Raw genomic sequence first — 21733 nt, forward strand, 5'->3', positions numbered from 1 at the left:
CCGGTCACTTGGTGGCTGATCGATTTTGAAAAGGACCGGTCCATTTCTTCAAAAATCTGATAACGCTGGACAAAAGTCCCGGTTCGATCGGCCGAGCCGTCACCGGCGCGCCCGGCACAGCCTTGTCTACTGCATCATCGCGCCGAAACCGGCATTGGTGAACAGGTAGTTTTCGGCCCCGGAATGGCAGGCGATGCAGCCCGCATCGGCGCCCTTGGCCACCCGACCGGCCAGCCGCATCCCCGCCGGGTTCTTGTCCAGCGATCCGTCGGGCAGGTACTTGACCCAGAACCAATCGGCATTGTCTGCGTCATAGCCTTTTTCGCGGCGGAACATCACGGTGTAGGCGCCCAGGTGCTTGCCGGGATCGCTCAGCACCTCTTCGGCGCTGACGCCTTCAGGGCCGTAATTGCGCTTGACCACCAGCTGGCCCTCGTGCCCGCCGACGGTGGCGGTGGTGTAGAAGGTCTCCAGCATCATGCCGTGCGGCTCGACCCCGTCATAGGGAAAGGCCTGCAGCATCCCGTCGCCGGCCAGGCGCATTTCGGTCATGACTTGCCACAGCGTGGCAGCGTAATCGGCATCGGCATCAGTGCCGAAGGCGTCGTCCTGGGCCATGGCGGGGCTGGCCAGAGCGAGCGCCAGCGTGGCGGCTTTGGCTGTGCGGAACATGGGTGTCCTCCTTTTGCTTGCGGTATCTCCATGCTAGCCGCCGTGGCCGGGCCGCTGGGTCACGATCGGAGCGCGGGGTGTCACGTTGCGGTGTCATTCCCGTGCGACAGCGTGACTGGACAGGTGCGCGGGCGCGTGGTGCAGTGAAGGGATGAGATCTGTCTTAGCCGTCCTGACCGCCTGCGCCCTGCCGGGGCTTGCCGCTGCGCAGGTCTGCGTGCGCAACGACAGCGGGGCCGAGCATCTGTTCGCGGCGGAAATCAAGGGCGGGGCGCGCATCGTGCGGTGGCTGGCCTCGGGCGAGGAGCTGTGCGCGCGCGGCGGCGGCGACGGTGTCGTGTCGGTGTTCGAAAGCGCCGATGCGCTGGAAGGCTGTTCGCGCCTCGTGCCGTCCGGCCGCACCGAGGCGCTGCTGCACTACGCCGATTTCGACCGCTGCGCATGGTCGTCGAACCAGTGAGCACAGCGCCGGGTCTGCGGAACGCGATCCGCCGAGTGACGTGCGCGGCTGTGTTCGAGCAAGCGTTCGGACCCGCTCACGCGTGGTGATACCGTGATCCGGTGAGTTCCGAGCGGATGATTCCGCGCGTCACCCGGCAGCTCTGTCAGGCCCGCCTGCGCCGCCGCCCGCCGCCTTCGCGGTCGCCGCCGGTGTTGAAGGCCACCTTTGGCAAGGTCACGATCTTGGCCAGTTCCGGGAACGGGTCGGTCTTGTGCGGAATCGCGTTGGCGGCGACGAAATGTTCCTGGAATTTCGGCTCGATCGCGGTCTCGACCTTGGTGATCTCGCGCACGGTGGCCTCGATCTCGCGCCGCGAGGCGGTGTTGCACAGCGCGATGCGCGCGCCGGTTCCGGCGGCGTTGCCTGCAGAGGTGACCTTGTCGAGCGGCACATCGGGGATCATCCCCAGCACCATGGCGTGCAGCGGCGAGATATGCGCGCCGAACGCCCCCGCCAGCACCACGCGGTCGACGGTGTCGACGCCCATTTCGTCCATCAGCAGACGCGCACCGGCATAGAGCGCCGACTTGGCAAGCTGGATCGCGCGAATGTCGCCCTGGGTGACGGTGATACGCGGGCCGCCTTCGGCGGTGGCGTCGTGGATCAGGTAGGCGTGTGTCCGGCCCTCGGGCACGCAGCGGGTGGTGCCGGTCTGTTCGGCCGATCCGATCAGCCCGCCTTCGTCCAGCAGCCCGGCCAGGCGCAGTTCGGCCACCGCCTCGATGATGCCCGAGCCGCAGATGCCGGTGATCCCGGTCTCGGCGGTGCGGTCCCAGAAGCCGTCTTCGTCCGACCACAGATCGCAGCCGATGACGCGGAAGCGCGGTTCCTTGGTGACGGGGTCGATGCGGATCGCCTCGATGGCGCCGGGTGCGGCGCGCTGGCCGGAACTGATCTGCGCGCCTTCAAAGGCCGGGCCGGTGGGCGAGGAGCAGGCCAGCACGCGGGTGGTGTTGCCCAGCAGGATTTCGGCATTGGTGCCGACATCGACGACCAGAACCAGGTCCTGCGATTTGCCGGGTTCTTCGGACAGGGCCACGGCGGCGGCATCGGCGCCGACATGGCCGGCGATGCAGGGCAGGATGTAGATCCGGGCCGAGGGGCGCAGCGCCGCGAGGCCCAGTTCGGCCGCCGAAAGCTCGAGCGGACCGGATGTGGCCAGCGCGAAGGGCGCCTGGCCCAGTTCCACCGGGTCGATGCCCAGCAGCAGGTGGTGCATGACCGGGTTGCAGACGAACACCGTTTCGAGGATCAGCGACGGATCGACCTGCGCCTCGGCGGCGATGTCGCGGGCCAGCGTGTCGATCGCCTCGCGCGCGGCGCGGGTCATCTCGGCATCGCCGCCGGGGTTCATCATGGCATAGCTGACGCGGCTCATCAGGTCTTCGCCAAAGCGGATCTGCGGGTTCATGATGCCCGAGGACGCCACGACCTGCCCGGTTTCCAGCGAGGTCAGATGCGCGGCGATGGTGGTCGAGCCGAGATCGATGGCCAGGCCGTAGAGCCCGGTCTCGTGCAGCCCCGGCCAGGCTGCGACCAGGCGCGGGGTCGCACTGTCGCTGGCCTTGTAGAGCGCCACGGTGATCTTCCAGTGGCCCTTGCGCAGCACCCGTTGCAGGGTTTGCAGCGCCGCGAAATCGGTGTCGATGGCGGGGATGTCCCATTGCGTCCGGAGCGCGCGGGCCAGGCGTTCGAGATCGCCGGTGGGCTCGTGCATGTCGGGCTCTTCGACCTCGACGTAGAACAGGCGCGTGGCCGGGTCCATCTCGATCACGCGGGCCGTGGCGGCCTTGCGCACCACCTGGCGGTGCACCTGGCTTTCGGGGGGCACGTCGATGACGATGTCGCCCTGAACCGTCGCCTGGCAGCCCAGTCGGCGCCCGGATTTCAGGCCGCGTTTCTGGTCATAGCGTTCCTCGACCGCGTTCCACTCCGACAGCGCGTCGGCGGCCACGGTGACGCCATGCTTGGGGAACTCGCCGTAGCTGGGGGTGATCTGGCACTTGGAGCAGATGCCGCGTCCGCCGCAGACCGAATCGAGATCGACGCCCAGCTGCCGGGCGGCGGTCAGCACCGGCGTGCCGACCGGAAACCGCCCGCGTTTGCCGGACGGGGTGAAGACGACGAGGGGATCCTGGGACATGCGCGCTCCTGCCTTTGCGGCGGGAAGATAGCGATTCACGCCCCGAGGGAAAGGCGGGTTGCGTCGGATGAGAGGCGGAAAGCGTCTCAGCCGGTCCAGGGCAGGATGGTCGGGCCGAAAAGCCACACCGCCAGCGGCACCGGCGCGGTCGCCAGCAGCACCGTCAGCAGCGTGGCCGGCGCGGTGAAGATGCCGCTGAGCCCGGCCATCAGGGCGATGCCGCCGCCGCCGCCCAGCACCGCGTTGCCCGGCAGGTTCAGCAGCACCGCCAGCGCGGGATAGCGCCCGCGCCGGACCATCGGGCGCAGCCAGAGCGGCAGGCGGCTGCCCAGCCAGCGCATCCGCAGTGCCGGTGGCGTTCCGCTGATCCGGGCGACCAGTGCCGCGCCGCGCCGCAGGTGCAGGTCTTCGAGCGCCGTCACCAGCCAGCGCGTCGGCAGCCACCGCCCGGCAAGATAGGCCAGGCAAAGCGCGGCGGTCGTGGCCAGCCAGACATAGGGTGCGATCTCGGCGCCGCGCATCAGCAGCAGCGCGATGCCGATCTCGACGCCGGGCACGAAGGGCAGGGCCATGAGCAGCACGAAGGCCAGCAGCAGCAAGGCCAACGGCAGCATTCCCGGCGCCGTGCCGTGCAGCTGGTCCTGCACCACGTCGAACAGCGACAGGCCGGCGGCGATCACGAGTCCCGACGCGCCCAGACGCAGGACCGTGCGCCCGATCCGCCGCGCGGTTCCTGGCTGTCGGTCTTCCATCGGACGAGTGTGCGCCGGCCCGGACGGCACGGCAAGCGGCGTCGCCGGTCAGCCCTTTTCCAGCCACCGCAGGATCTCGGCCCGGTTGCCGTCCAGGTCCGGAGCGGGCGGCCGGGTGGGCAGGTCGGGGCAGTCGGACATCTTGATGGGGTTGCCGGCGGCCTTGAAGGCCGTGCGGCCGTACTTGTCCAGAACGTCGACCACCATGTTGCGCGCCAGGATCTGCGGATCCTTCATCACCTGGCCCACATCCTGGATCGGGCCGGTGGGAATTCCGGCGTTGGTCAGCTTGGCGATCCAGTGCGCGCGGGTCTGGTCCAGCGTCACCGCCTCGATCAGGCGCTTCAGCAGCCGGGCGTTTTCACAGCGCGCCGGGTTGGTGGCAAAGCGTTCGTCCTGCGCCAGCGGCAATTGCAGGGCCACGCACAGCTTTTCGAACAGCTTGTCGTTGCCGGCGGCGATCACGAACAGCCCGTCCGAGGCGTGAAAGGTTTCGAACGGGGTGATCGTGGGATGGCGCGCACCCGAAGGCACCGGCGGCTTGCCGGTGATCGAGGTGATGGCGACGGCGTGTTCGAGGATCGCCAGCTGGCTGTCGAGCATGGCCACGTCGATCTTGCGGCCCTTGCCGCTGCGCTGGCGGTCCAGAAGCGCGGCGAGGATACCCTGGCACAGGAACATGCCTGCCACGATATCGCCGATCGAGGCCCCCACGCGCACCGGTTCGCGGCCCTTTTCGCCGGTGATCGACATCACCCCGCCGCGCGCCTGAACCACCATGTCGTAGGCGGGCCGCTTGGCATCCGGGCCGGTATGGCCGAAACCCGACACCGCGCCGTAGACGATCTGGGGAAAGCGCGCATGCACGGCCTCCCAGCCATAGCCCAGCCGTTCCAACACGCCGGGGCGGAAGTTTTCGACCAGCACGTCGGCGCGATCGAGCAGACGTTCGAAAATCGCCTTGTCGTCATCGGCATGCAGATCCAGCGCGATGGATTTCTTGCCATGGTTCAAGCCGGCGAAATAGGCCGATTTCTTATCCTTGAAGGGTGGAAAGGCGCGGGTGTCGTCGCCGATGCCGGGCCGTTCGACCTTGATGATCTCGGCACCCATGTCGGACAGGATCTGCGTACAGAAAGGCCCGGCCAGCACATGGGTCAGGTCGAGGATGGTGTATCCGCGCAGGGGCAGGGACATGGAGGTCTCCGGTTCTTGTGTTTGCTGCTCGCTGCCAGACAAGCGTGAAGCGGCGATGACGGCAAGGGCGTCGGGGCCGGGGGGCGGTGTTCCGCCGCACCCGGATGCGGAGGATGCCTAGCCGTTGCGCAATGCGCGGGCGTGAAAGACGAAGCCCAGCAGGTTCATCAACAGTTGCGCGGCCAGGATCGCGGTGGACCCCGTCGGGTCGTAGTCGGGCGCCACCTCGACCAGGTCTATGCCGACCACGTCATGGTCATGCGCGACCGCCTGGAGCAGCTCCAGAACCTCGTAGTACAGAAATCCGCCATGGCTGGGCGTGCCGGTGCCCGGTGCGATGGACGGGCAGAAGGCATCGATGTCGATGGTGATGTAGACCGGCGCGCCCGCCGGCAGCCGCGCGGCGGTGGCCCGCGGGCCCAGCCCGCGCATCTGCCGCACCGACAGGATGTCGGAGCCACGGGCGCGGGCGTCGTCATAGCCTTCCCTGGCGGTCGAAGACACGTTGCGGATGCCGAGCTGGGTCAATCCGCTGACCCAGGGTTTCTCCGCCGCACGGCGCATCGGGTTGCCATGGCCCCGGGTCACGCCGTGGCGTTCATCGACGAAATCCAGATGGGCGTCGATCTGCAACAGGTGAAAGGGCGCGTGGCCTTCATAGGCCTCGATGCAGGGGATGTTGACCGAATGGTCGCCGCCGATCACCACCGGCAGGGCGCCCGCGCGCAGTGCCGCCTCGACGCCGGCGCGGATGTTGGCATGGCTCTGCAGCGTGTCGGTGTGGACGATGTCGGCGTCGCCCATGTCGACGATGCGCACATCCCCGCCCAGATAGGTCACGTCGTCCTCGTGGTCATAGGCACCGGCATGGCCGAAACTGAACAGGGTCGAGGCCTCGCGCACCGCGCGCGGCCCGAACCGCGCCCCTGCGCGCCACTGGGTGCCCGCATCGAACGGCGCGCCCAGCACCGCCACCTCCGCCTGCAGCGCGCCCCAATCCGGCTGGTAGGGCCGTTTCGCGAAGGTGCAGATGCCGGTGTAGGGCAGGTCGAGGCGGCCCTTGTCGTATCCGTGCATCCCTTCACCCTTCTCTGGTTCGGAAATATCCCGGGGGTGAATGGCGGCTTGCCGCCAGAGGGGGCTGGCCCCCTCCCTCCGTCGAATTACCCTTTCACCCGGGCCCGGCCCATGCAATAGGGACGTGCCAACCGGACCCCTCCCAAGGAGACCCCCATGGAGATTCGCGAGGCGCTCACCTTCGACGACGTTCTTCTGGTTCCCGGCGCGTCCAGCGTCCTGCCCAGCACCGCCGACACGCGTACCCGCGTCACGCGCGCCATCGCGCTGAACATTCCCCTGCTCAGCTCGGCCATGGACACCGTGACCGAGGCGCGCATGGCGATCACCATGGCGCAGGCGGGCGGCATGGGGGTGATCCACAAGAACCTCGACATCGACGAGCAGGCCCGCCAGGTCCGCCGGGTCAAGCGCTTCGAAAGCGGGATCGTCTACAACCCGGTCACGCTGAGCCCCGACCAGACGCTGGCCGATGCCAAGCTGTTGACCGAGCGCTACGGCTTTACCGGCTTTCCGGTGGTCGACGCCAATCACCGCGTGGTCGGCATCGTCACCAACCGGGACATGCGGTTCGCACAAAGTGACGACACGCCGGTGCGGGTGATGATGACCTCGGACAACCTGGCGATCCTGGCCGAACCGGCGGATCGCGACGAGGCGATCAGCCTGATGAAGGGGCGCCGGATCGAAAAACTGCTGGTCACCGACAAGACCGGCAAGCTGACCGGCCTGCTGACATTGAAGGACACCGAACAGGCGGTGCTGAACCCCACCGCCTGCAAGGATGCGTTGGGGCGGCTGCGCGTCGCCGCGGCCACCAGCGTCGGCGATGCCGGATTCGCGCGGACCGAGGCGCTGGTCGATGCCGGGGTCGATATCGTGGTCATCGACACTGCGCATGGCCACAGCCAGGGCGTGATCGAGGCGGTCGCGCGTGCAAAACGGCTGTCCAACGAAGTGCAGGTGATCGCCGGCAACGTCGCCACGGCCGAGGCGACGCGGGCGCTGATCGACGCCGGCGCCGATGCCGTCAAGGTGGGCATCGGGCCGGGCAGCATCTGCACCACGCGCATGGTGGCCGGTGTCGGGGTGCCGCAGCTGACCGCGATCAGCGATTGCGCCGCGGCGGCGGGCGATGTGCCGGTCATCGCCGATGGCGGGATCAAGTTTTCCGGCGATTTCGCCAAGGCCATCGCCGCGGGCGCGTCCTGCGCGATGGTCGGCAGCATGATCGCGGGCACCGACGAAAGCCCGGGCGAGGTCATCCTGTACCAGGGCCGCAGCTTCAAGGCCTATCGCGGCATGGGCAGCCTGGGCGCGATGGCACGCGGCTCGGCCGACCGCTATTTCCAGAAGGACGCCGCCAGCGACAAGCTGGTGCCCGAAGGCATCGAGGGGCAGGTGCCCTACAAGGGCAGCGCCAGCGCGGTGATCCATCAGCTGGTGGGCGGTCTGCGCGCGGCGATGGGCTATACCGGCTGCGCGACGGTGGACGAGATGCGCCGCAACTGCACCTTCGTGAAGATCACCAATGCGGGGCTCAAGGAAAGCCACGTGCACGACGTGCAGATCACCCGCGAAAGCCCGAATTACCGCGTCGGATGACACCGGCGGCGCGGGTTCAGGCGGCCATCGGGATCCTCGACCGCATCGCCGCCGGGGAAGCGGCGGAAAAGGCGTTGCTGGGCTGGGCGCGGGGCGCGCGATATGCCGGGTCGAAGGATCGTGCGGCCGTGCGCGACCACGTCTTCGATGCCGTGCGGCGCTGGCGTTCGACCGCGGTTCTGGGAGGTGCGGAAACCGGTCGCGCGCGGATGCTGGGGCTGCTGCGGCAGCAGGGGATCGACCCGGACACGCTGTTTTCCGGAGCCGGGCATGGACCGGCGCCGCTGACCCAAGCGGAGCGCGCCGCCGGCCGCGATCCCGCGGGGGCCGAGGCTGCGGACCTTCCGGACTGGCTTTGGCAGAAGGTGGTTGCCGATTGGGCGGACAAGGCCGAAACGGTGGCTGATGCGTTCAGGTCTAGGGCGGAAACCTTTCTTCGTGTCAATACGTTGCGAGGCGATCTTGATGAAGCGCTGCGCGCCCTTGCCGAAGAAGGCATCGGCGTGGAGCCCGCGCCGCGGGCGCGTTTCGCGTTGCGGGTCACCGGGAACACGCGGGCCCTGGCGCGATCCGAGGCCTATGCGTCGGGCCTGGTCGAACTGCAGGATGCCTCGTCCCAGGCGGTGGTAGAAGCCTTGCCCCTGCATCCGGGGATGACGGTGCTCGACCAGTGTGCCGGCGGTGGCGGCAAGGCGCTGGCGATGGCCGCCCGGCTGAACGGCGGGCCGGTCGACGCGCATGACGCCGACCCCGCGCGCATGGCCGATCTGCCCGGCCGCGCGGCCCGCGCCGGGGCCGATATCCGCATGGTTGCCGACCCGCGCGGGCCCTACGACCTGGTGCTGACGGATGTGCCCTGTTCGGGCAGCGGTGCCTGGCGGCGCGCGCCCGAAGGCAAGTGGCGCCTGACGCCGGACCGCTTCACCGAACTCGGGATCATTCAGGCATCCATCCTCGATGCCGCGTCCGGCCTGGTCGGCCGCGGCGGAGCGTTGGCCTATGCGACCTGTTCCATTTTCGCGGCAGAGAACCGCGACCAGATCGATCGGTTCCAGGCGCGCAATCCCGGCTGGCGGCTGGAAACCGAACGCCTGTTTCCGCCCGACCAGGACGGAGATGGATTCTATCTAGCCGTTCTGCGGCGCTGAAGGCGCGGCCGCTCAACCTTGAGATGTGCCCGGCCCGGGGTTAACCTGCTGTTAGAAGCTCCGCCGTGAAATGTAGCGGGCGATTCGATGTATTGGGGGCGGCAGTGTCGGTTTCGGGGGATAGCAGCGATCAGGAGCGGCGTCGGGTCTTGTACCAGCGCGCGGCGCTCTTCGGCATCTTGGTTCCGATCTGCATCGCCGGCGCCTGGTTGATGCCGAACCCGACGGCCGGGTTGGGTTTTTGGGCGGCTTCGGGCGTGTTCGCCGTGGGTTTCCTGGGTCTTGCCGGGCAAGGCGCCGCCGCGCTCTGGCGCAGGCCGGGCGGCCCGAATGCGATCGCGGACTGGATCGAGGACGATCCGGCCTGGTGTTTCCTGACCGATGGCGACGGGCATCTTCTGGTGGCCAACGCGGCCGCGCGGGCGCGGTTCGACGTGGTTCCGTCGAAACCGCTGGCACAGGTGCTGGGCGAGGTGTTCGCGTCACCCGAAGGGATATTGCACCGGCTGGGCCTGGCCGCGTCCCGCGGTCGTCCCGCGGTCGAGGATGTCACCAGCCATGCCGAGGGCCTGCGCGTCACCGCGCGCATGATGTCACCCGAAATCACGCTCTGGCGGCTCGAGCGGGGCATGGCAGGTGCGGCCGCGTCGGGCGAACAGGCGGTGATGACGTTGGGCCGGAACGGTGCGGTGCTGTACATGTCGGCCAGGGCACGCGCACTGGTCGGACACCGGGCCAAGCGGATCGACGAAGTGGTGCGCGACCTGCCGTTGAAACCCGGCGGCGTGCACAGTTTCGATACGGTCGACGGAACCAAGCGTTTCCTGGTGCAGCAGGCCGAAACCGGTGCCGGCCGGGTCGAACTGACGCTGTTTCCGGTTTCCGATCCCGAATCCGATGCGGCGAGCTATACCGACTTCGATCGGCTTCCCGTGGCCCTGCTCAAGATCGCGCCGGATGGGCGCATCCTGCGGGCCAATCGCGGCGCCGCCAAGCTGCTAGACATCGCCGCCGACGCACCGACCGCGATCGGCGATTATGTCGAGGGTCTGGGCCGCCCCATCAAGGACTGGATCGCCGAGGCGGCCGACGGCAAGGGTCTGCATCGTTCCGAATTCCTGCGTCTGACGCGTGCCGACCGCGAGGTGTTCATCCAGGTGACGTTGACCCGCACGCTGGAAGACGGCGCGCCGGTCCTCGTCGCTGTCCTGAACGACGCGACCGAACTCAAGACGCTGGAAGCGCAATTCGTGCAAAGCCAGAAGATGCAGGCGATCGGCCAGCTTGCCGGTGGCGTGGCGCATGATTTCAACAACCTGCTGACGGCGATCTCGGGGCATTGCGACCTGATGCTGCTGCGCCACGACCAGGGCGATCCCGATTACGGCGACCTCATGCAGATCAACCAGAACGCCAATCGGGCAGCGGCGCTGGTGGGGCAGTTGCTGGCGTTTTCGCGCAAGCAGACCATGCGGCCGGAAGTGCTGGACCTGCGCGACACCATGTCGGACCTGACGCATCTGCTGAACCGGCTGGTCGGCGAACGGGTGACGCTGTCGCTGCGCCACGATCCCATCCTGCCGCCGATTCGCGGTGACCGGCGGCAGCTGGAGCAGGTGATGATGAACCTGGTCGTCAATGCCCGAGACGCGATGTCCGAAGGCGGCGAGATTTTGATCGAGACCGAACGCCAGGTGCTGCGCGAGCCATTGACCCGCGACCGGGCCGTGGTGGAGCCGGGCACCTATGTGTGCGTCAAGGTCACCGATGCCGGGGTCGGCATTCCGCCGGACAAGCTGCAGAAGGTGTTCGAGCCTTTCTTCACGACCAAGCGGACCGGAGAGGGCACCGGGCTCGGCCTGTCCACGGTCTATGGCATCGTCAAGCAATCGGGCGGGTTCATCTTCGTCGACAGCGTGCTGGGCGGCGGCACCTGTTTCACACTGCTGTTCCCTGCGCATGAAGCACGGCGCGAAGCATCGGTCGAGCCCGAGCCGCAAGCCCGGCGGAAACTGCCGCAAAAGGGGTCGGGTGTCGTGCTGCTGGTCGAGGACGAGGCGCCGGTGCGTGCCTTTGCCGCCCGGGCGCTGCGGTTGCGCGGCTACACTGTGGTCGAGGCCGAAACCGCCGAAGACGCGCTGGCATTGCTGGACGATGCGGACATGCTGGTCGATGTCTTCGTGACCGATGTGGTCATGCCCGGCATGGACGGGCCGACCTGGGTGCGCAAAGCTCGCGAAAAGCGCCCCGATGTGCGCGTGGTGTTCGTTTCGGGCTATGCCGAGGACATGTTCGGCGAAGGCCAGCAGGACATTCCGAATTCGACATTCCTGGCCAAACCGTTCTCGCTTGCCGATCTGACCGAAACGGTGCACGCGCAGTTCGCGTGACCGTTCAGGCTCTCAGGCTCCGGCGCTGTCCCACAACGCGAAATCCGCGGCGCATTTGCGGTGCAACTTGGCCTCGACCCCGGGGCTGAGCTCCAGCGTAGCCCGGGGCGAGACGTTGCGCTGCGGCAGATCCAGCGCGACACCGAGCCGGTCGGACAGGAACCCGCGGATCCGGTCCTGATCCTCGTAGCGGAACAGGTGTGTGACCGAGACGCCGTTGGGACGCGGTTCGACGAATTTGGCCTGGCTGCCCACATTGGCGAAGGCCGGCGGATCGCCGGTGGAGTAGGCGTCGACGAAATCGTCGAAGCTGATGCCCGCGGTCGAGGCCGGCTTGCCGTCGAGGAAGGGGCGCTGGCGGTAGCGGTACCATGATCCCAGCCAGTCCACCGGTTCGCGCACGACGGCCATCAACGCCATGTCCGGCGCGCCGACCTTTTCGAACATCGGCCGGAAGAAGCGGTTGTAGCGGTAGACCGGCGCGTGTTTCAGCTCGGGCGGGTCCGAGACAACCAGCGACGCATGCGGCGCCAGAGCCGCCTGGTAGGCGGTGGTGCCGGTCTTGGGCACGGACAGCAAGACCAGCCGTGCCTTCCAGAAAACCAGCATCTCTTCCCCCGATCAGCCGCGCGTCAATTTTCCTTTAACCATCGGGAGGCAAGGTAGGAAAGGAAAGAATTGACTTGAAATGTTCTCTTTTTGATCTCATAAGCGATGGGAACAAGAGGTGAACGAAGCAGCGATTGCCGCCCGGAAACGGGTGTGGAATAACGGCGATAGGGAAAACCAGAATGGCAACGGCAGATCTCCTGGCAATGGACAGCAAGCGCAACGCGGACAAGCAGAAGGCGCTAGACAGCGCCCTGGCCCAGATCGAACGGCAGTTCGGCAAGGGATCGATCATGAAACTGGGCGGCGACAACGCCCTGAAGGATATCGAGTCGACCTCGACAGGCTCGCTGGGGCTCGACATCGCGCTTGGCATCGGCGGGCTGCCCAAGGGCCGGATCGTCGAGATCTACGGCCCGGAAAGCTCGGGCAAGACGACGCTGACGCTGCACGTGGTGGCCGAGGAACAGAAAAAGGGCGGCGTCTGCGCCTTTGTCGACGCCGAACACGCGCTCGACCCGCAATATGCCCGCAAGCTCGGCGTCGACCTGGACGAATTGCTGATCAGCCAACCCGACACCGGCGAACAGGCACTGGAGATCACCGACACGCTGGTGCGCTCGGGCGCGGTCAGCCTGGTGGTGGTCGATTCGGTCGCGGCGCTGACGCCGAAATCCGAGCTTGAAGGCGATATGGGCGACAGCAGCGTCGGCGTGCATGCCCGCCTGATGAGCCAGGCGATGCGCAAGCTGACCGGTTCGATCGCGCGGTCGAATTGCATGGTCATCTTCATCAACCAGATCCGCATGAAGATCGGCGTGATGTTCGGCAGCCCCGAGACCACGACTGGCGGCAACGCGCTGAAATTCTACTCGTCGGTTCGGCTGGATATCCGCCGCATCGGATCGGTCAAGGACCGCGACGAGGTGGTAGGCAACCAGACCCGCGTCAAGGTCGTCAAGAACAAGGTCGCGCCGCCCTTCAAGCAGGTCGAATTCGACATCATGTATGGCGAGGGCATTTCGAAGACCGGCGAGCTGATCGACCTGGGCGTCAAGGCCGGCGTGGTCGAGAAATCCGGTGCCTGGTATTCCTACGGCGACGAACGGATCGGCCAGGGCCGCGAGAACGCCAAGACGTTCCTGAAGGAAAACAAGGCAGTGGCGCTGGAAATCGAGGACAAGATCCGCGCCGCGCATGGACTGGATTTCGACATGGGCGCCACGGACGAGGACGATACCGACGTGATGGAGGCCTGAGGCCCCGAACGGTCGCAGACGGGGACTGCAGAAACCCCCCGGTCTTCGACGGAAGGCCGAGAATACTCCGGGAGCGGGGCGTCGGACGCGGCGCCCCGCTTTCGTTTCGGCTTTTGGGGCTGTGGACAGCGCCGGAGCGCGGGGATACATCTGCGCGGACATCTTCAATCAAGGCCCCGCCATGCCCACGCTGAACGACATCCGGTCGACCTTTCTGAACTATTTCGAGAAGCAGGGTCACGAGATCGTGGCCTCGAGCCCGCTTGTGCCGCGCAACGACCCCACCCTGATGTTCGCCAATTCCGGGATGGTGCAGTTCAAGAACCTGTTCACCGGGGTCGAGACGCGCGACTACAAACGCGCGACCACGGCGCAGAAATGCGTTCGCGCCGGGGGCAAGCACAACGATCTGGACAATGTCGGCTATACGGCGCGGCACCATACCTTCTTTGAAATGCTGGGGAATTTCAGCTTTGGCGATTATTTCAAGTCCGAGGCGATCCCCTTTGCCTGGGAGCTTGTGACCAGGAACCTGGGTATCGATGCCAAGCGGCTGCTGGTCACGGTCTATCACACCGACGACGAGGCGGCGGAAATCTGGAAGAGGGTCGGCGTGCCCGAAGACCGGATCATCCGCATCGCCACGAACGACAATTTCTGGATGATGGGCCCGACGGGCCCGTGCGGCCCCTGCACCGAAATCTTCTACGACCACGGCGACAAGTATTGGGGCGGTCCTCCGGGAAGCCCGGAAGAGGATGGCGACCGGTTCGTGGAGATCTGGAACCTGGTTTTCATGCAATACGAGCAGTTCGAGGATGGCACCCGGCGCGAGCTGGCGGCGCAGTCCATCGACACCGGCATGGGCATCGAACGGGTCGCGGCGCTGTTGCAGGGCACCAACGACAATTATGCCACCGACCTGATCCGCAGCCTGATCGAGGCCAGCGCCGACGCGACCTCGACCGATCCGGACGGGCCGGGCAAGACCCATCACCGGGTGATCGCCGATCACCTGCGATCGACGTCGTTCCTGATCGCCGACGGTGTGATGCCCAGCAATGACGGGCGTGGCTATGTCTTGCGCCGGATCATGCGGCGGGCGATGCGGCACGCGCATATGCTGGGCGCCAAGGACCCGGTGATGCATCGGCTGGTGCCGGCCCTGGTGCGCCAGATGGGGGCGGCCTATCCCGAGCTTGGACGGGCGCAGGCGCTGATCACCGAGACGCTGCTGAGCGAGGAGACGCGCTTCAAGCAGACGCTGGACCGCGGGTTGAAACTGCTGGACGAAGCGCTGGACGGGCTGCCCGACGAGGCGACGCTGCCGGGAGAGACGGCGTTCAAGTTGTATGACACCTACGGCTTTCCGCTGGACCTGACCCAGGATGCGCTGCGCGAACGCGGCCGCAAGGTGGACCAGGCCGGGTTCGACGCGGCGATGGAAGACCAGAAGGCCAAGGCGCGCGCAGCCTGGTCGGGCTCGGGCGAGGCTGCGGACGCCGCGATCTGGTTCGACATCGCCGAAAAGGCCGGGGCCACGGATTTCCTGGGCTACGACACCGAGATCGCCGAGGGCCAGGTGCTGACGCTGGTGCGCGATGGTGCGGCGGTGGACACGCTGGCCGAGGGCGAAACCGGCTGGGTCGTGCTGAACCAGACACCGTTCTACGGCGAGGCGGGCGGCCAGGTGGGCGATACCGGCTGGCTGCGGCGGCTGGAGGACGAAGATGACATAGCCGACGTTACCGATACCCAACGGATGGGCGGTGGCAAGGTGATCGCGCACCAGGTCACGGTGCGGCGGGGCGTCTTCGCCAAGGGCGACGCGCTGCAGCTCGAGGTCGATCACGACCGGCGCGGCGCGATCCGCGCCAACCATTCGGCCACGCATCTGCTGCACGAGGCGTTGCGCCATGCGCTTGGCGACCACGTCGCGCAGCGCGGGTCGCTGAACGCGCCCGACCGGCTGCGGTTCGATTTCAGCCACAACAAGGCGTTGAGCCTGGACGAGCTGCGCCGCGTCGAGGACGAGGTCAACGCGTATATCCGCCAGAACAGCGCGGTGACGACGCGGATCATGACACCGGACGACGCGCGCGGGATCGGCGCGCAGGCGCTGTTCGGAGAGAAATACGGCGACGAGGTGCGCGTGGTGTCGATGGGCACGCAGACCGGGTCGGGCAAGGGCAGCGACGGCAAGACCTATTCGATCGAGCTTTGCGGCGGCACGCATGTGCGCCAGACCGGCGATATCGGCGCCTTCGTGACGCTGGGCGACAGTGCCTCCAGCGCCGGTGTGCGCCGGATCGAGGCGCTGACCGGGGCCGAGGCGATGCGCTATCTGACGCGTCAGGACCACCTGTTGGCGCAGGCGGCGCTGGAGTTGAAGGCCCAGGCAACGGATGTGCCCGGCCGCGTCAAGGCGCTGCTGGACGAACGCAAGGCGCTGGCCAACGAGGTGGCGCAGCTGCGCCGCGACCTGGCCATGGCAGGCGGGACCGGGCAGGGCGGCGGCGTCGAGGCGCGGTCGGTGAACGGCGTGAAATTCGTAGCCCAGCTGCTGTCGGGGGTGTCGGGCAAGGACTTGCCGCCGCTGATCGACGAACACAAGGCGCGGCTGGGATCCGGCGCGGTGCTGCTGATCGCCGATACCGGCGGCAAGGCGGCAGTGGCCGCGGGGGTGACCGACGATCTGACAGGCACCCTTTCCGCGGTCGACCTGGTCAAGGCGGCGGTTGCCGAATTGGGCGGCAAGGGCGGCGGTGGCCGGCCCGACATGGCCCAGGGCGGCGGCGCCACGGCGGCCAATGCCGAGGCCGCGATCAAGGCGGCAGAAACCGTGATGGGAGGATAGGATGCCGGCACTCTGGATTGCCCATGTCACCGTGACCGATGCCGAGGCCTATGGCAAATACGCCGAACTGGCCGGCCCGGCCATCGCCAAGCATGGCGGCACCTTCATCGCCCGCGGAGGGCGCTATGTGCAGTTGGAAGGGCAGGAGCGTCCGCGCAACGTGGTCGCCCGCTTTCCCAGCGTCGAGGCGGCGGTGGCGTGTTACAACTCGCCCGAATACCAGCAGGCGCTGAACCATGCGCGCGACGCGTCGGAGCGGGAATTGATGGTGGTCGAGACCACCGAGTGACCGGTCAGGGGTGTGGGCGGTCGAATACCAGATCGCCCGATTGGACCCGGCCCAGATAGGCGCACATGCCATCGCGTTGCGTCAGGTGCACCCAAGTATAGGCGCCGAACCGATGCGGCGCCATGAAGAGGATCATCGCGTTGATGTTGTCGCGGCTGACTTTCTGGTCGGGTTCGAGACGCGCCTCGATCGGTGCGCGTTCGGTTTCGGTCAGGCTGGCGATCTGCACCGCATAGGCGAAGTATTCCTGGCTGGCGATACAGTTGTCGAACGGACAGGGCGCGCCATCCATCGTGCTGTGGGCAAGTTCGTGGGCGACCACGCTGTCGAACAACCGTTCGACGGGCAGATGCGCGAAAAGGCCTTCGCTATCGCGCAATTCCGACATGGCGCCGGGGGTCAGGACTTCGACGAACTGCTCACCGCAATGGAAAAGCCCGAGGCAAGGCGTGTCGACCTGCGCGACCGCGGCGATCGTCAGCGTTTCGGGCTGCCGCAAACCGCAATCCCGAAGCACGGACAAGCCCCGGTCCGACGCGGTGCAGATCGCTGTGCGCAACGCGGGATCGTCGGCCACGGCCGTCACGATGCCGTTGTCGCAAGCCTGCGGTTGCGCCATCACCGCGCCCGCCATTCCCGCAAAGCTCAATGCCAGTAGCCGTCTCAACGCCCTGCCTCCCGGCACCAGCCTAGTCGCGGAATGCCACCAGCGGAAGGGATCAGGCGGTTTTCGACATCCGCTTGCGTTCGTGCGGATCCAGATAGCGCTTGCGCAGGCGGATCGCGTTCGGCGTCACCTCGACCAGTTCGTCGTCGTTGATATAGGCGATAGCCTGTTCCAGCGTCATCCGGCTGACCGGGGTCAGGCGCACGGCCTCGTCGGTTCCGCTGGCACGGACGTTGGTCAGCTTCTTGCCCTTGAGCGGGTTCACTTCCAGATCGTTGTCGCGCGAATGCTCGCCGATGATCATGCCGGTATAGACCTTTTCCTGCGGCTCGACGAACATGCGGCCGCGCTCTTCGAGGTTCCAAAGCGCATAGGCCACGGCTTCGCCGTTCTCCATCGAGATCAGCACGCCGGCGCGGCGGCCGGGGATCGGGCCCTTGTGCGGCGCCCAGCCGTGGAAGACGCGGTTCAGCACGCCCGTACCGCGGGTGTCGGTCAGGAACTCGCCGTGATAGCCGATCAGCCCGCGCGACGGCACATGGGCGATGATGCGGGTCTTGCCGGTGCCGGCGGGGCGCATTTCCACCAGCTCGCCCTTGCGGGTGCCGGTCAGCTTTTCGATCACCGCGCCGGAATAGTCGTCGTCGACGTCGATCGTGGCTTCCTCGATCGGTTCCAGCAGCCCGTCGGCGGTGTCGCGCATGATGACCTGCGGGCGCGAGATCGACAGCTCGAAGCCTTCGCGGCGCATGTTCTCGATCAGCACGCCCATCTGCAATTCGCCGCGGCCCGACACCTCGAAGGCCTCGCCGCCCGGCGTGTCCTTGACCTTGATCGCGACGTTCGATTCCGCCTCTTTCATGAGCCGTTCGCGGATCACGCGCGACTGCACCTTCTTGCCGTCGCGGCCCGCCAGCGGGCTGTCGTTGATGCCGAAGGTGACGGTGATCGTCGGCGGGTCGATGGGCAGGGCGGGCAGGGGTTCTTCGACCGCCAGCGCGCAGATCGTGTCGGCCACGGTGGCCTTGGCCATCCCGGCAAGCGAGACGATGTCGCCCGCGCGCGCCTCGTCGATATCCTGCATCGTCAGGCCGCGGAAGGCCTGGATGCGGGTCACGCGGAACTGCTCGATCTTCTGGCCCACGCGCGACAGCGCCTGCACGGTCTGGCCCACCTTCAGCCGGCCGGATTCGACCCGTCCGGTCAGGATGCGCCCGACAAAGGGATCGGCGCCCAGCGTGGTCGCCAGCATGCGGAAATCCTCGTCCGCATGCTTGATCTGCTTGGGCGCGGGCACGTGGTTGACGATCAGCTTGAACAGCGCGTCGAGGTTCTTGCGCGGGCCGTCCAGTGCCGTATCGGCCCAGCCGGAGCGCCCCGAGGCGTAGAGATGCGGGAAATCCAGCTGGTCCTCGTCGGCATCCAGCGCGGCGAACAGGTCAAAGCATTCGTCAAGCGCGCGGTCGGGCTCGGCGTCGGGCTTGTCGACCTTGTTCAGCACCACGATGGGGCGCAGTCCAAGGGCCAGCGCCTTGGATGTCACGAACTTGGTCTGCGGCATCGGCCCTTCGGCGGCGTCGACCAGCAGCACCACGCCGTCCACCATCGACAGGATGCGTTCGACCTCGCCGCCGAAATCGGCGTGCCCGGGCGTGTCGACGATGTTGATCCGCGTGCCTTTCCATTCGACCGAAGTCGCTTTGGCCAGAATCGTGATGCCGCGTTCGCGCTCGAGATCGTTGCTGTCCATCGCCCGTTCGGCCACCGCCTGGTTTTCGCGGAACGCGCCCGATTGCTTGAGCAATTCGTCCACAAGCGTGGTCTTGCCGTGGTCGACGTGGGCTATGATCGCGATGTTGCGCAGGTCCATGACAGGGCCCTTTCCGGTTGGTTTGCGCGCGACGTAACCGCGCGTGGCCGGAAAGGCCAGCGCCTAGTGACCGGCCGATGCGGAAAAGAGCTGAATGACGACGATACCGGCCATGATCAGCCCGATGCCGGCGATGGCGGGCAGGTCCAGCCGCTGGCCGAAAACGGCGAACCCGATCAGCGCGATCAGCACGATGCCAAGCCCGGACCATATCGCGTAGGCGACGCCGACGGGAATGAATTTCAGCGCGAGGGCAAGCAGGTAGAAGGCGGCGGCGTAGGCCAGGACGACGATGACCGAAGGCCCCAGCCGCGAGAATTGCTGCGAGGCCTGCAAGGCCGTCGTTCCGATGGTTTCAGCCAGAACGGCAAAGGCGAGGATCAGGTAGGGCATGGGGCGCTCCGATTGTCCGGTGGCCAGACTAGGGCCATCCGTCCGGGCGGGAAAGACATGGCGCTCTGTTGATGTTGCGGCCGCGCGCGGGACGACGGGCGCTGCGCCGGCCCGCTGCGGCCTCTGCGTGATCGGACAATCAGGGCGGATCGCGCTGTTTGTCGACGCAGCGACGCCAAGATTGGTAGATGTTGCCACAGTTCAATTCGTCAAGCGTTTGCGGTTGATTTTTCGTTTGCCCGACCGGTGGCGATTGGCTAGCGTGCGATCAATCAGGGGTGGAATAGACTGTTTTCCCAGATCGTTGAGTAACCGTCGCAAAGACGGAGTGATGCGGTGGGGTCGGTATGTCTTGGGCCCAATAAAAAACGAAACGTGGGATGGGCCATGGACAAGACGAACGCCGGAATCGATCCGGACGTGCTGGATAAGATTGCGGCCGTCCGCAATCAGGTACGCGAAAATTTCGGCAAGGTCGCGCTGGCGATGATGGCGCTGCCGCGCTACCGCCACAACACGCTGGCCGATCTCAATCACCTGATCCTCGAACCGATGCTGCGCGACCGGATCGCGATCGCCCAGCAGGTCGACGCCGATGACAACCCGATGGCCGATCTCGCGGGTATCGCGATCTGGGCCAGCGTGTCCGAAGAGGTCGACCGCAAGATCCGCGAACAGATCAAGGCGGCGGTTTTCCCGGTCCGTCTCAAGGCCGACGAATGGACCAGCGGCAAGATCAACTGGCTGCTCGACGTCATCGCCCCAGACCAGAAATCAACGGCCCGTGTGATCGCCGGCTTCGGCCAGGTCGCCAAACAGGGCGAACTGCGCCTGCACCCGATCATCCCGCGCCTGGTGGACGAGCAGACGCTGCAGAAGCTGGGGGCGCGGAGCCGAAAAGAAGAGGATGGCTGAACCGTGGCGGTGATACTGGATATCGATTCGGGTGGAAAACACTACAACAAGTATTGGTTGAACTTTTGCACCGAAGCCGACAAGCAAGCGTCTTTGGATTTCGTTGAATACAAGAAAAAGAAGGAACGCGACTATCTGATCGAGGTCGTCAAGTCCGGAAAACAACCGTTCTGGGGTCGAACGCTTGAGTTGAAGCGCCCTGAAAGCATGGTTCCGAAATGCCTGAGGCTCGAAAAAGGAACCGAGCTGCCGGATTACATACATGAAAGTGTGACAGGCAAATTGGTCAGTCAGCGCATGAAGGACGCGATCGAGTCCGAAGAACCCGCGGGTGATGGATTCACCTTCTTCCCTATTGCGATCAAGAATGCCGACGGAACGGATTACCCGGCACGGTATTACGTCTGGCATGTCCATCGCAAAGTCGATGCAATCGATGCGTCGTTTGGTGGTTTAGAAACCGTGAGCGGCGAACCCGACGGGCGCCATTCATGGACATATGTCGCAGATGGCATTCCGAAATCCCGCGAAAGACTGGCAGTCCGGAAAAACGTTATTCAGGATATGGCCGTTTGGCACGACTACCGATTCCATTGGTACTGCGTGTTTGTTCGTGACTCGCTGTTCGAAAAAATGAAGGCGCTAGGCCTTACAGGATATCGTGCTCAGTCCGAATGGGCTGAAGTCTAATGTTTGTTGATTGCCTGTTATTGGAGTATTGATCCGTGAACGATTTTGATCCGACGGCCAACCCCGCTTTCACCAATGCTCCGCAAAACCCGTTTTTCCGAACGATAAGAGACGGGTATTCCGCGGGAGCCGAGGAACACTATTTTTTCTTTTCGCCCGAAGACAATGGGTCGCGGGTGGCGATCGGGCAGCGCAACCATACAACGCCGACAAATATACTGACTCAGGCATCGGGTGCAGAACCGGGTGGCAATGGAACGCTTCCTGAATACCGGTATGGAGCATACTTTTCCAGCATCACTTCGGATGCAGCGGGTGAATTTCGTTATGTTCACAACGATTTCGACCTGAACGGAACCTACGTCCCGTCCCGCGTGGTTGACGCGTTGCGACTGAACGTTGCCACTCACAATGGCAGTCACAGCGCATACGACGACTTCGTAAGAGCGCGAATAGATGAAATCAAAATGCGCGGCGCCGACGTGCGGGACGTGGAATTCAGCCGACTGCTCTCTGTCGGTACGGATGTGGAAATCGCTGAACGCCAAGCAGATGATTTCGCTTCGCGTTTCATGGCGCGAGAACACCAGGGGCTGAACAAGTTTCTGCACATGGCCATTCAGACGGACGGCGTGCGCGAAGCGGGCCTGACGGATAGGCCGCTGCTGATATTCAACAACGCGGATGGGTTTGTCCAA

19 protein-coding genes are annotated in these 21733 nt (G+C 65.8%); 9 read left to right on the top strand and 10 right to left on the bottom strand.

The window, feature by feature from the left end; translation table 11 throughout:
- Positions 1-126: 126 nt before the first annotated feature.
- Complete coding sequence (locus KUH32_RS13355) at positions 127-672, bottom strand: hypothetical protein (protein ID WP_217779123.1); 546 nt, start codon at positions 670-672, stop codon at positions 127-129.
- Positions 673-823: 151 nt separating this feature from the next.
- On the opposite strand from KUH32_RS13355, the gene KUH32_RS13360 reads away from it, so the two are divergent.
- On the top strand, positions 824-1132 hold the full coding sequence (locus tag KUH32_RS13360) for a hypothetical protein (RefSeq protein WP_217779124.1): 309 nt from the start codon (positions 824-826) through the stop codon (positions 1130-1132).
- 145 nt (positions 1133-1277) lie between these two features.
- Here KUH32_RS13360 and KUH32_RS13365 read toward each other — a convergent pair whose 3' ends face one another.
- The 4 genes from KUH32_RS13365 to speB form a co-directional block, all read right to left on the bottom strand.
- The gene (locus tag KUH32_RS13365) at positions 1278-3317 is read right to left on the bottom strand and encodes an ASKHA domain-containing protein (RefSeq protein ID WP_217779125.1); all 2040 of its coding nucleotides are present in this window, start codon (positions 3315-3317) and stop codon (positions 1278-1280) included.
- An 86-nt stretch (positions 3318-3403) separates the two neighbouring features.
- Positions 3404-4069 (bottom strand): hypothetical protein, encoded by a 666-nt coding sequence (locus KUH32_RS13370; protein ID WP_217779126.1) that lies wholly within the window; start codon positions 4067-4069, stop codon positions 3404-3406.
- Between the two features lie 48 nt (positions 4070-4117).
- Positions 4118-5266, bottom strand: a complete 1149-nt coding sequence (locus tag KUH32_RS13375) for a CaiB/BaiF CoA transferase family protein (protein ID WP_217779127.1) — start codon at positions 5264-5266, stop codon at positions 4118-4120.
- 117 nt (positions 5267-5383) lie between these two features.
- Entirely contained in the window at positions 5384-6343 is a 960-nt protein-coding gene (speB, locus tag KUH32_RS13380) for an agmatinase (RefSeq protein ID WP_217779128.1), read from the bottom strand.
- Positions 6344-6499: 156 nt separating this feature from the next.
- On the opposite strand from speB, the gene guaB reads away from it, so the two are divergent.
- From guaB to KUH32_RS13395, 3 genes are all read left to right on the top strand, one after another.
- The gene (guaB, locus tag KUH32_RS13385) at positions 6500-7948 is read left to right on the top strand and encodes an IMP dehydrogenase (protein ID WP_217779129.1); all 1449 of its coding nucleotides are present in this window, start codon (positions 6500-6502) and stop codon (positions 7946-7948) included.
- The gene (locus KUH32_RS13390; RefSeq protein WP_217779130.1) at positions 7945-9096 is read left to right on the top strand and encodes an RsmB/NOP family class I SAM-dependent RNA methyltransferase; all 1152 of its coding nucleotides are present in this window, start codon (positions 7945-7947) and stop codon (positions 9094-9096) included. Before guaB ends, KUH32_RS13390 begins: the two co-directional genes overlap by 4 nt.
- 212 nt (positions 9097-9308) lie before the next feature.
- On the top strand, positions 9309-11486 hold the full coding sequence (locus KUH32_RS13395; protein ID WP_217779824.1) for a hybrid sensor histidine kinase/response regulator: 2178 nt from the start codon (positions 9309-9311) through the stop codon (positions 11484-11486).
- A 12-nt stretch (positions 11487-11498) separates the two neighbouring features.
- Here the strand turns inward: KUH32_RS13395 and KUH32_RS13400 are convergent, their stop codons facing one another.
- Positions 11499-12095, bottom strand: a complete 597-nt coding sequence (locus KUH32_RS13400; protein ID WP_217779131.1) for a gamma-glutamyl kinase — start codon at positions 12093-12095, stop codon at positions 11499-11501.
- Between the two features lie 182 nt (positions 12096-12277).
- Here KUH32_RS13400 and recA point away from each other — a divergent pair, with 182 nt between their 5' ends.
- The 3 genes from recA (at position 12278) to KUH32_RS13415 (ending at position 16500) form a co-directional block, all read left to right on the top strand.
- Entirely contained in the window at positions 12278-13354 is a 1077-nt protein-coding gene (gene recA, locus KUH32_RS13405; RefSeq protein ID WP_217779132.1) for a recombinase RecA, read from the top strand.
- 181 nt (positions 13355-13535) lie between these two features.
- Positions 13536-16211 carry an alanine--tRNA ligase gene (gene alaS / locus KUH32_RS13410; RefSeq protein ID WP_217779133.1) on the top strand — a complete coding sequence of 892 codons (2676 nt, stop codon included), beginning with the start codon at positions 13536-13538 and terminating at the stop codon, positions 16209-16211.
- Position 16212: 1 nt separating this feature from the next.
- Entirely contained in the window at positions 16213-16500 is a 288-nt protein-coding gene (locus KUH32_RS13415; protein ID WP_217779134.1) for a DUF1330 domain-containing protein, read from the top strand.
- A gap of 4 nt (positions 16501-16504) precedes the next feature.
- Here the strand turns inward: KUH32_RS13415 and KUH32_RS13420 are convergent, their stop codons facing one another.
- From KUH32_RS13420 to KUH32_RS13430, 3 genes are all read right to left on the bottom strand, one after another.
- Entirely contained in the window at positions 16505-17167 is a 663-nt protein-coding gene (locus tag KUH32_RS13420) for a DUF6639 family protein (RefSeq protein WP_217779135.1), read from the bottom strand.
- Between the two features lie 52 nt (positions 17168-17219).
- The gene (gene typA, locus KUH32_RS13425) at positions 17220-19037 is read right to left on the bottom strand and encodes a translational GTPase TypA (protein ID WP_217779136.1); all 1818 of its coding nucleotides are present in this window, start codon (positions 19035-19037) and stop codon (positions 17220-17222) included.
- Positions 19038-19100: 63 nt separating this feature from the next.
- Positions 19101-19430 (bottom strand): SMR family transporter, encoded by a 330-nt coding sequence (locus KUH32_RS13430; protein WP_217779137.1) that lies wholly within the window; start codon positions 19428-19430, stop codon positions 19101-19103.
- 387 nt (positions 19431-19817) lie between these two features.
- Between KUH32_RS13430 and KUH32_RS13435 the strand changes: the two genes are divergently transcribed.
- Together KUH32_RS13435 and KUH32_RS13440 are read left to right on the top strand one after the other, a co-directional pair.
- Positions 19818-20345, top strand: coding sequence for a toxin-activating lysine-acyltransferase (locus KUH32_RS13435; protein ID WP_217779138.1), 528 nt, complete (start codon positions 19818-19820; stop codon positions 20343-20345).
- Between the two features lie 3 nt (positions 20346-20348).
- On the top strand, positions 20349-21035 hold the full coding sequence (locus KUH32_RS13440; protein WP_217779139.1) for an imm11 family protein: 687 nt from the start codon (positions 20349-20351) through the stop codon (positions 21033-21035).
- A 17-nt stretch (positions 21036-21052) separates the two neighbouring features.
- Here the strand turns inward: KUH32_RS13440 and KUH32_RS18500 are convergent, their stop codons facing one another.
- A complete protein-coding gene (locus tag KUH32_RS18500; protein WP_254899167.1) occupies positions 21053-21733 on the bottom strand; it encodes a hypothetical protein in 681 nt (226 codons plus the stop codon).

Source organism: Thalassococcus arenae, from assembly GCF_019104745.1.
Classification (GTDB): domain Bacteria; phylum Pseudomonadota; class Alphaproteobacteria; order Rhodobacterales; family Rhodobacteraceae; genus Thalassococcus_B; species Thalassococcus_B arenae.

Excerpts from the sequence above, each read along its gene's own strand:
- KUH32_RS13395 (WP_217779824.1), top strand. The coding sequence starts at position 9,309 with ATGCCGAACCCGACGGCCGGGTTGGGTTTTTGGGCGGCTTCGGGCGTG.
- KUH32_RS13400 (WP_217779131.1), bottom strand. The coding sequence starts at position 12,095 with ATGCTGGTTTTCTGGAAGGCACGGCTGGTCTTGCTGTCCGTGCCCAAG.
- KUH32_RS13375 (WP_217779127.1), bottom strand. The coding sequence starts at position 5,266 with ATGTCCCTGCCCCTGCGCGGATACACCATCCTCGACCTGACCCATGTG.
- KUH32_RS13390 (WP_217779130.1), top strand. The coding sequence starts at position 7,945 with ATGACACCGGCGGCGCGGGTTCAGGCGGCCATCGGGATCCTCGACCGC.
- speB (WP_217779128.1), bottom strand. The coding sequence starts at position 6,343 with ATGCACGGATACGACAAGGGCCGCCTCGACCTGCCCTACACCGGCATC.
- KUH32_RS13365 (WP_217779125.1), bottom strand. The coding sequence starts at position 3,317 with ATGTCCCAGGATCCCCTCGTCGTCTTCACCCCGTCCGGCAAACGCGGG.
- alaS (WP_217779133.1), top strand. The coding sequence starts at position 13,536 with ATGCCCACGCTGAACGACATCCGGTCGACCTTTCTGAACTATTTCGAG.
- typA (WP_217779136.1), bottom strand. The coding sequence starts at position 19,037 with ATGGACCTGCGCAACATCGCGATCATAGCCCACGTCGACCACGGCAAG.
- KUH32_RS13415 (WP_217779134.1), top strand. The coding sequence starts at position 16,213 with ATGCCGGCACTCTGGATTGCCCATGTCACCGTGACCGATGCCGAGGCC.
- KUH32_RS13360 (WP_217779124.1), top strand. The coding sequence starts at position 824 with ATGAGATCTGTCTTAGCCGTCCTGACCGCCTGCGCCCTGCCGGGGCTT.
- KUH32_RS13355 (WP_217779123.1), bottom strand. The coding sequence starts at position 672 with ATGTTCCGCACAGCCAAAGCCGCCACGCTGGCGCTCGCTCTGGCCAGC.
- KUH32_RS13430 (WP_217779137.1), bottom strand. The coding sequence starts at position 19,430 with ATGCCCTACCTGATCCTCGCCTTTGCCGTTCTGGCTGAAACCATCGGA.
- guaB (WP_217779129.1), top strand. The coding sequence starts at position 6,500 with ATGGAGATTCGCGAGGCGCTCACCTTCGACGACGTTCTTCTGGTTCCC.
- KUH32_RS13370 (WP_217779126.1), bottom strand. The coding sequence starts at position 4,069 with ATGGAAGACCGACAGCCAGGAACCGCGCGGCGGATCGGGCGCACGGTC.
- KUH32_RS13435 (WP_217779138.1), top strand. The coding sequence starts at position 19,818 with ATGGACAAGACGAACGCCGGAATCGATCCGGACGTGCTGGATAAGATT.
- recA (WP_217779132.1), top strand. The coding sequence starts at position 12,278 with ATGGCAACGGCAGATCTCCTGGCAATGGACAGCAAGCGCAACGCGGAC.